General features: G+C 36.5%; 7 protein-coding genes. All 7 read left to right on the plus strand.

The window, feature by feature from the left end:
- Window positions 1-230: type VI secretion system tube protein TssD (tssD, locus tag C9J38_RS21150; protein WP_146144071.1), on the plus strand; the 230-nt coding region annotated here is incomplete at its 5' end.
- A 112-nt stretch (window positions 231-342) separates the two neighbouring features.
- Window positions 343-2421, plus strand: coding sequence for a type VI secretion system tip protein VgrG (locus C9J38_RS21155; RefSeq protein ID WP_107208777.1), 2079 nt, complete (start codon window positions 343-345; stop codon window positions 2419-2421).
- Window positions 2412-2936, plus strand: coding sequence for a DUF4123 domain-containing protein (locus tag C9J38_RS21160; RefSeq protein WP_045131087.1), 525 nt, complete (start codon window positions 2412-2414; stop codon window positions 2934-2936). Before C9J38_RS21155 ends, C9J38_RS21160 begins: the two co-directional genes overlap by 10 nt.
- A 3-nt stretch (window positions 2937-2939) precedes the next feature.
- Window positions 2940-6782 carry a hypothetical protein gene (locus C9J38_RS21165; RefSeq protein ID WP_107208778.1) on the plus strand — a complete coding sequence of 1281 codons (3843 nt, stop codon included), beginning with the start codon at window positions 2940-2942 and terminating at the stop codon, window positions 6780-6782.
- Window positions 6772-7821, plus strand: a complete 1050-nt coding sequence (locus tag C9J38_RS21170) for a hypothetical protein (protein WP_107208779.1) — start codon at window positions 6772-6774, stop codon at window positions 7819-7821. Before C9J38_RS21165 ends, C9J38_RS21170 begins: the two co-directional genes overlap by 11 nt.
- Before the next feature lie 53 nt (window positions 7822-7874).
- Window positions 7875-8942, plus strand: coding sequence for a hypothetical protein (locus C9J38_RS21175; protein WP_107208780.1), 1068 nt, complete (start codon window positions 7875-7877; stop codon window positions 8940-8942).
- Between the two features lie 202 nt (window positions 8943-9144).
- On the plus strand, window positions 9145-9791 hold a 647-nt coding region (locus tag C9J38_RS21180; protein WP_146144073.1), incomplete at its 3' end, for a hypothetical protein.

Genomic DNA, 9791 nt, shown 5'->3' on the forward strand with positions numbered 1-9791 from the left:
AGTGGTACCGCACATCGGTTGAAGGTAAACAAGAGCACTACTTCACCACAACGCTGACCGATGCAACGATTGTTGATATCAACACCCACATGCCACACTGCCAAGATTCATCAAAAGAAGACTTCACGCAGCTTATCGAAGTATCAATGGCTTACCGTGCAATTAACTGGGATCACACGGTATCTGGCACATCTGGTGCTGATGACTGGCGTGCACCGCTAGAAGCGTAATCGCACTCAACTATGTATCAGCCTACACAACTGTGTAGGCTGCTTTTCGTTTATGCCTTTGCTAAATACGCCGCAAGGCCGACGTTAGCAAAGGTTTAACCACGAGGTCAGTATGGCAACAAAAACGGGTTTGCAATTTACATTCGAAGTCGATGGGCTAGAGGCTGATGCCTTTGCCGTCACGCAATTTTCAGGCACTGACAACCTGTCTATGCCTTTCGCCTTTACCATCGACTTAGCCAGTCGTCACCCGGCCTATACGCCGCAAGAAACCGTCGATAACACGGCCACGCTCACGGTCTGGCGAGACGGTGAACAGCAACAGCAATGGCATGGCATTATTCGACGTTTTACCCAAGGTGACACAGGTCATCACCACACCTTGTATCAGGTGGAATTTGTACCGCCAGCAGCCCGCCTCGCGTTGCGCCACAATAGCCGTATCTTTCAAACACAAACGGTGCCTGAAATTATCTCGGTGATACTACAAGAATTAGGGATTACCGATGTTGATTTCGTTTTAACGCGAGATTACGTGCCGCGTGAATATTGCGTCCAGTACCGTGAAACAGATTTAGCCTTTATCGACCGCATTGCCGCAGAAGAAGGCCTGTTTTACAGCTTTGTCCATGATAATAAAAAGAATACCCTGCGCTTTTCTGATGACACCCAAAGTGCCGCTCGACTGGCGGCACCACTGCCTTATAACAGCCGCAGTGGTGGGCAAAGTGGCGTGCCTTTTGTGCGCACCTTTGCTCGCCATACGCAAATGCGCCCATCATCAGCGCAACTCAAAGATTACAGCTTTAAAAAGCCGGCTTATAGCTTCTTACAAACGGCCAATGCGAAAGAAGCCGATTACCAGCAAGCCAATTACGAACATTACGATTACCCTGGGCGTTACAAAGACGATGCCAGCGGTAAGCCGTTTACTTCTTTTCGACTCGAATCATTACGTCGTGATGCCAATACAGCCTATGGTGAAAGTAACACCCACGGTTTAATTGCTGGGGTGAACTTCACTCTCCAAGAACACGATGATGAGCAATGTAATGACGAATGGCTCGTGGTGGCGGTTAACCATATGGGCACGCAACCGCAAGCATTAGAAGAAGCTGGCGGACAAGGCGTAACAACCTATAACAATGATTTTATTGTGATACCCGGTCATCGCCCATGGCGAGCCACCTACACGGCTAAGCCTCGTGTAGACGGCCCACAAATTGCGATGGTTGTGGGCCCTGAAGGCGAAGAGATTTACTGTGATGAATACGGTCGGGTCAAAGTCCAATTCCCATGGGATAGATACAGTAACAGTGATGACAATGCGAGTTGCTGGATACGAGTCTCCCAAGGTTGGGCGGGGAGCCAATATGGCATGCTCGCACTACCCCGTATTGGTCATGAAGTGATTGTTGATTTTCTGGAGGGTGATCCAGACCAACCGATTATCACAGGCCGCACTTACCATGCGACCAACAAGCCCCCTTACCCGTTACCTGCCAATAAAACCCGTACGGTATTGCGCACAGAAACACACCAAGGTGATGGCTATAACGAGCTGCGCTTTGAAGACCAAGCAGGCAAAGAAGAAATATATGTTCACGCGCAAAAAGACGTGAACATGTTGGTGGAAAACGATCGCAAAGACGACATCAAACACGATTTACACCTTGATGTAGACAATGAACGCTTCACCCACATCAAAACCCACGACCACCTAACCGTCGACGGTGAAAGCCGTACCCATGTAAAAGCCGATCAAACCGTTGCGGTTGATGGCAGCTTACACATGAAACAAGGCCAAGCATTATTGGTGGATGCGGGTAATGAAGTACACCTTAAAGCAGGCTCAAAAGCCGTGATTGAAGCGGGTGCTGAAATCACGCTGAAGGCTGGCGGCAGCTTTATCAAAATAGATGCATCTGGCGTTTCAATTTCAGGGGCAGCGGTCAACATCAATGCAGGTGGCAGTGCGGGCAGTGGCTCTGGCTTTGGGGGTTTATCACCGTTATTACCGCGTGCGGTTGAAGCGGCACATAAAATTGAGTCCGTTTCTCCACTCGTTCACTCACCAACAAAAGCATTAGAGCATGCCGCAAAACTAAATTTGGCAGCCGTGGGGGTTTGTTTAAAACAAGAAGGTAAAACAACTTGTGGATTATGTAATGGAGAACACGCATGTTCTTAGAAAGTGAAAACCATTGGATTGTTATTGATACTCCAGATAGTCAACAATCACTTAATTTTATTACAGCGCAAGGGTTCGATTACTTTTGGTGGTATACCAATACACCTTTGGCTGACTCTTTATCTGTTTCTCCTCTTTGGGTAAAGGTTCCATCAAATAAAGTGGAAGAAATATTGACGAGGTTCTCTAGCAGTGCAGTGTTTGCAAGTCAGTTAAATGATGAACAATTTGAAGACTACATAAAAACTCTTGTGCTAATGCTTAGCCCTACCCACAAACCCTATGTCGTTCGATTTTATAACCCTAAATATTTGCAGTATTGGTTCGCGGATCTAACGACAGAACGCCAAGAAACGCTATTAGGGCCAATCATTCGTATTGGATGGAAACAAAATGGAGCTGTTCATACCATTGAAAATCATCACCCTAGTTCGTTCGAAAATTCAAAGACAATTGCTTGGTTTCAATTGAATGAAGTTGAGTGGGATCTACTTAAAATTGCGTATAAGAAATAAATTATGGCTAAGACTTTAGATTTAACCAATACAGAATTACAACAATGTGATGTATTTAGTTCAGACGGAGTAACCGCTGGGCCCTGTGAACCTAAAAACGTTGCTGATATTTTATATATTCCTCAGCAAAAGAAATGGTTTTATGTTTCAGCAAAAGATGCTGAAGAATTAAAGGCGCAAGCTGATGAATTAGATGATACCGTTAAAGTGGTAACGGAAAAATTGTATTCAGGCGATGCCAAAAAGGATGAACAAAAAGGTAAAGAGGCGATCCAACAAGAAGTGCTAGAAAAATTAAATCAAAAAGGCATTCTTGAAAACTATAAGATCCGCTCATTTACTTATTTTTTATCCTCTGAAAAAGATAAAAGTGACTATGTCCAATGTCTTTATACGAGAAACTTAATTCAAACCTATGTCAAGATTATTGAAAATACGTCAAAAATACCAAAACTAGAGAAAGTTGCCGCTGCTGAAGATTCAATTATTGAGCGTTACAGTCAACAGCTAGGTCTGACGTATTCAGATTTGGCGGAAGATTCTATTGTACGAAATACCATGCGAGCGATTGAGCATAATATAGAATTACGTAATTCGACGCGGATTGGTTACAGTACAAAAAAAGACTTAGTTAATTTTCTCAATACGCAAGTCATTAAGCAGTTGAGCAATCAAATTGAACAATATGAGGAAAAGGCTAAAGAGCAAGCGAAAAAAGAAGGATTCTTATGGTATCAAAGTTTACTAACTGGTAAATATCGTTTTGTTAAAGGTGATGAAAAGTTCGTTGAGAAAAGTTATAACGGATACATTGCTCTTCGAAAAGATTTTAATGATATGTATAGAGATCCTCAATATGACATGCTTGATGATTTCGAAAAGTACAAACAAAAAGGAAATGTTCGAACAAATAGCATTGTTGCTGCAAATGTATACAAATGTTTGGAGCTATTGAATGCTCAAGGGATGGCGGTTCCAGAGCAAGTGCTATCAAAAAAAGAGCTTTTTGCTACAGATCAAGAAACTCAGAAAGCGTTTGATGATTTGGTCAGTAAATTGAGTGATAAATCTATATTAAGCAAGTTGGATAGAACTGGGCGTGACCTTACAGATAATATAGAAATGCTACGCTTTGATAGTAGTAACCCGAAAATACTTCACGAGATTAGTAACCACAAATTTATCTTATTTATCGAAAAGTTAGGGTATTACAATTGTCTTGCTTTCTCTGATGCTTTAGATAAAGCGTTATCCGCAGATATCCAAGAATACATTACCGAAATTTTAGGAAACAAAACAACTGCTCTTAACTATGGAATGGGTGGCATATATATTCTTGCAGCGATACGTTATCAAATCGACTATCTAAAATATTGTGCAAATCAAAATTTAAAACAAGGGAAAGTAAATTTTTGTCTTGATAGCAATAAAATTAAACAATCATTACTTGCACTTGATACCATTACTTGGTCTTCTAATGATATCAAATTAACTGAATATAAATTTGCATGGAAAGAGTCGGATACGCACATAGTTGAATTTTTTATCATGAGCGAAGAAAATAAACCTCGTTATATGATAAGCAGTGATTTAAATAAATTACTAGACTCTCATGGTCTCGTTACAGAGTTAAAATTAAAAGACAATATAGATGTTGCTCGTGGCGTTAAAGATGAAGACATTAAACAAGCCAATTCAGCCGATTCATTACAGGCTGGAATTAAGCAAGCTATAAAATTGGCTCGTGATTCTGTAAAAAATAACCAAACTAAAACAGTCAATCTTAATAGTGATATCCCTGATAGTAGTATTGATAAATTTACAAAATACACTTCCCTTATTCAAATGTCACAAACTATAGGTGGAGGAAAGGGGCTAAGTTATATCGTCAATGCGCAAGCTGAGCTATTTCGCTTTTGTGCTGATAATTGCCGCTTTGAAGCTGATTATCCAGAGTCTTTTGAGGATCTTGTAAAACGAGCGATTAAACAGACAGATATTGCCAGTATAGAAGCGTCGGCCAGTATTGATATATTGAGTGGATATATGTCAATAAAGCAGATGCTGCCGAGCCGTAATGGCTTTCCTATGATTATATCCGCACGTTTTGGTGAGCAAAATAAAGTAAAGGAACTGCATTTGGGGCAATTAAGATCGGATGTTGATATGGTACTTTATGGAAGTGTCGGGATCGGATTAAGTTTAAGTGCGGCAGTTTCTATGACATCAACGGACGGAGGCCTTTCTCTTTCACCTATTTTACCTGGTGATACCAATCTACCAAATGGCGGCTATATTGCTGGCTCTGTTGATGTATTCGCGGGTGCTCGTGCTGGTGTTACTGTATCCAGTGATGTTAAATGGTGTAAACCAATTAAGAATATGCAGGGCATGGTGCTCGATCCTCTAAATAAAAGTTGGATTGCTCAACTTACGCCAATGCAAGCTAATAATTTAAGAACGACAAATAATTATCACGTTCGAGAAGATCGAGATTGGCATCAAATAGGACGTTTCTGTAATACGACTGAGAAAAGTTTTGGTATTGGGCTACGTGGCACACTCAAATTTGGCTATCGAAAGAATCAATATATTCTAACTTGTGGTGGTGGTCTTACTGTTGGTGGTGGAGGCTATGTAGAGCAGACGATAGCACTATATCCAGAATCTTTACTTGAGTTTGTTAATGCTTTCGTTGACTTATTGGCAAGCAATGATTTTCGACGCTTAGATATTTTTACGGAGAAAGACGATGAGGATGGTACTTTAGATGGTAATCAAGTATTAAATACTCTCATTACGATGACTATGGTGACAGGACTGGAGGTTTCTCAGCTGGCTTTATTAAATATGAATGAAGTGATAAAGCAAGAGAAAAAAATCTTGGTTCATGGGCATGCTGATATGATTGCGAATAATATAATATCATTTCATAATAAGAATCAGAATATACAGGATATGAAGCCTTGGTTTAATAATATGCCCCCAGAATCAAGAGCAAGACTTTTATATTCTCTAACGGTTGATAGTACTCTTCTTGACATTACTCTAGGTGTCAAAGTTAGTGAGTTAAAACGCTTTAATCAGTCTCCATTTCAAATATTAAAGCCACCACAACTTTCTGAAAAAGAAAAAGAAAAATTAGTAAATGGTGTTAATGAGGAGGCCCCTCGTTGGATAGCTATCTGTAAATTACTTAATTTTTGGGTTAATCAAGATAGTTATATTTATAAGTCTGTTGAAGATAGACAAATATGCGAAACTTTTACAAGATTTAATGCTCTTGGTAAAGTAATGCTTGTGAGGGATTATGCTAATAAATTGATTCCTTATATTGTTTGGGGGAAGTTAAAAGAGTTTTTAGAGAGATATGATCAGTTCTATATTGATGGGTTAGATTATCACGAAAGCATTAACATTAATGAACTTTATTTTGTAAATAAAGTTAAAGATAATATAGATGCATATTTTAATTCTTACCCTGAAACTAAATACAAAGTAATAAAAAGAAAACTTTATGGTACTGATTTGGAATTTGTAGTCTTTAATGGCGAGAGAACTAACCTCTCATTAGAATTGAAATTTGGATATTACCATTTAGCAAGGTCTAAGGTTTATCCTGATGAATATAAAGAATTTTCTGATGGCCTATTATCATTTATAAATTCACCATCGAAGATGATAAAGTCTAGTATGGTTAAATCAATAAATAATTTAGTTGATAATATGGTTGAAAAAGAAAATAGTATTGGTGATTTCAAAAATAAAAAACGTATATTAGAAGCCATTAAGAATGGTGACATGAGTGCGTTATTAGATTTGATGGATGGTTATTATGAAATTTAATAGTATTCTAATTTTTTTGTTTTTATTCTCAGGTTGTGTTTATTCTAGAAGCGAAATAAATAAAAGTAATTTATCAAATGATGATTTAAAAAAAATAAACTTAGCAAATATTTATTTGGAATATGGTAAAGACAACAAAGAAGCTATTAAACTTACAAAACCATATATAAAAAACAATGACAATATTTTTGCTAGGTATATATATGCATCAGCATTAGCGCGTTATGATCTGAAAACTTCGTTAGAAATGCTAAAAACATTAACTAATGAGGAATATCCTTATGCGATGGAAACTTATGGGAAGAAAAGAACCTGCAAACTTAATAAATATAAGAATGCTTGTTTAAAATATGGATATGATAAATTATTGAGTCAGACGTATTTAGATTGGAGAAAAATAGATCCTTCTGAACAATATAATGAATTTTATCAACAGTTTCTTGATACCCCATGGGATGAAAGAATTAACAAAGAGCATACTTGGTTTAATCCTAAAATCGATAAGCTTCTTCGTCAATGCGCTAATGATAATGTGTTTCAATGTGCAAATGAATTACAAAATGGATTATATTTTATTAATAAAAGAACTCCAGAACAAGAGAAAGATTATCAGTATTATAGAAAACTAGCGAAGAAAATATTAATCAACGCAGATAATTTATATCTAAAAATAGACTATATGGATAGATGTTTTGATAAGAGTAAATATAGAGATAATGATATTTGTTTAACTAAAAATGAAAGTTATACGATGTTGACTAATTTAGCTAAAAAAGGAGATTTATCAGGATATCATACATTATCGTTTTTACTATATAAAGATATATATGATTTTAGTTTTCCAAGATATGTTTTATATCCAAAACTCTTATCATCATCTAAGCTAAAAGACATTTTTGATAATGCATTAAAATTGAATAATGGTGTTGGATGGAGTTATAAGAAAAAAAATTACAATATAGAACCTTGGGAAAAATTGCATAACGACGAAAGCCTAAGCGGATTTTTTAACAAAGTAAATAAGTTAGATTCCGAATAGTGACTGGTTAGCCTCCTTAAAGCCAGGGGGCTAGAACTATAGGTAAATAGATAATGAAAAAGATATTTTATGGATTGATTTTATGTATTATCCTGTTAAATCCTGTTTTTGCTATAAATAAGACCATAAAAAATGGTTACTCTTCGATATTGTCAAATGTAGATAGAAATAAGATATATCTAGCAAAAAATTTTCTTACTTATGGAGCTGGTTTTAAAAAAGCGATAGAGTTAACTGCTCCTTATATTAGCGATAAAAATAATATAGAGGCAAGATATATTTATGCAGTTTCATTAGCACGTTATGATCTAAAAACATCTTTAGAGATGTTAAAAGCCTTAACTGATGAAGGATATCCTTATGCCATGGATACCTATGGAGAGAAGAGAACCTGTCAACTTAATAGATACAAAAAATTGTGTGATAATTCAGGATATAAAAAATTATTAAGAACAATGTATTATAAATGGAGAAAAGGAAATTCATCTGAATTATTCAATGAAGATTATGAGCAGTATCGTTATATGTCATTTGAAGAGAGAGTAAATAAAGAGAGGACATGGTTCACACCAAAAGCAGAGAAACTTCTTAAGCAATGTGCAGAAGAGCGTTTTTTTTATTGTGCTGATGAACTTCAAAAAGGTTTGTTTTCTGTTGAAAATAAAACTGATAAACAGAGAAAAGAATACGAGTATTATAAAAAATTAGCTAAAGATATTTTAATTAATGCAGAAAATAAATATTTAAGAATTGACTATCTTGGATATTGTAATGAACCAGAATCAGAATCTAATATTTGTCCATCTAAAAAAGAATTAGGATTAATGTTAACTAATTTAGCTAAAGAAGGTGATTTAAAAGGGTATCAAGTTCTTGCTTATGAATTATTTCATAATGACAATACAAATAATTATATTCGATTTTCTAGATATCTAAAATATCCAGATTCAAAGTTAGACCCTAAATTAAAAAAAGAATACGATAAGGCGATAAAATTAAACAATAATCAAGGATGGGATATGGAAATGCGAAGTTATAGCATTGAACCATACGAAAAGTTGTATAACGACGAAAGCCTAAGCGGATTTTTTAACAAAGTAAATAAAATGATTTCCGATTAATACCCTATTCCCCCCTTTATTATGAGGGGGGATTTTTAACTATTGAAAATCAAATTCTTGGTAGGTTTTCTTAATTTAACCTACTCTACATTTCCTTTCACTATCTACACCTCGCGCAAATTATTGCCTAGTAATTTTTAGGTGTACTATTGTGCATTAAAATCAATCAGCTTCTCAGTCCGCTAAGTTAAGGTCTAAATGCATGAAAGTAACTATTACTACCCTACTATTAGTTTTCTCTTTTTTAGCCTTAACCGGTTGCTCAAAAGCAACAGAGCCACAACAGGCCGATATTGCTGTGTTTGAACAATTTTTATCAGAAAATCCTATATCGTCAGTAAGTCCAACCGTTGATATCGCAAGTATATACCAACAAGGGGATCCACTTTTTGAAAGTGTTTTATACATCCAACGTAATCTTTGGGCTGAGGCAAAGACACAACTTGAACCGATGGTAAAAAACCAAAATCCTGACGCAAAATTTTGGTTAGCATCAATTACATGGGGAACGGGTATTAAAAACAACCCTATGGCTAAAAAGCTATATATGGAATCAGCTGAACAAGGCAACCCTTATGCAGCATTGTTTTTTTCGCCTAAAAACGATATTTGTCAAATGTACTATTCCAGTGAATGCAGTGAGGAATGGGTAGATAAAGCACAAAAACTTTTTGTAGAAAAAGCAAAAACAGGCGATGTTCGTGCCGTATATTACAGTACAGTATTGAAACCAGATTTAACCCACGAGCAATATATTAGTGCCATTATCAACGCAGCGAAAAGTCACTACTACTACCCGCTTGTTGAATACTCTAATAATTTAAGAAAAGCAGAAGATTCCAATCAAGA

The sequence above is a fragment of the Photobacterium sp. GB-210 genome (assembly GCF_003026075.1).
In the GTDB taxonomy this organism is placed as follows: domain Bacteria; phylum Pseudomonadota; class Gammaproteobacteria; order Enterobacterales; family Vibrionaceae; genus Photobacterium.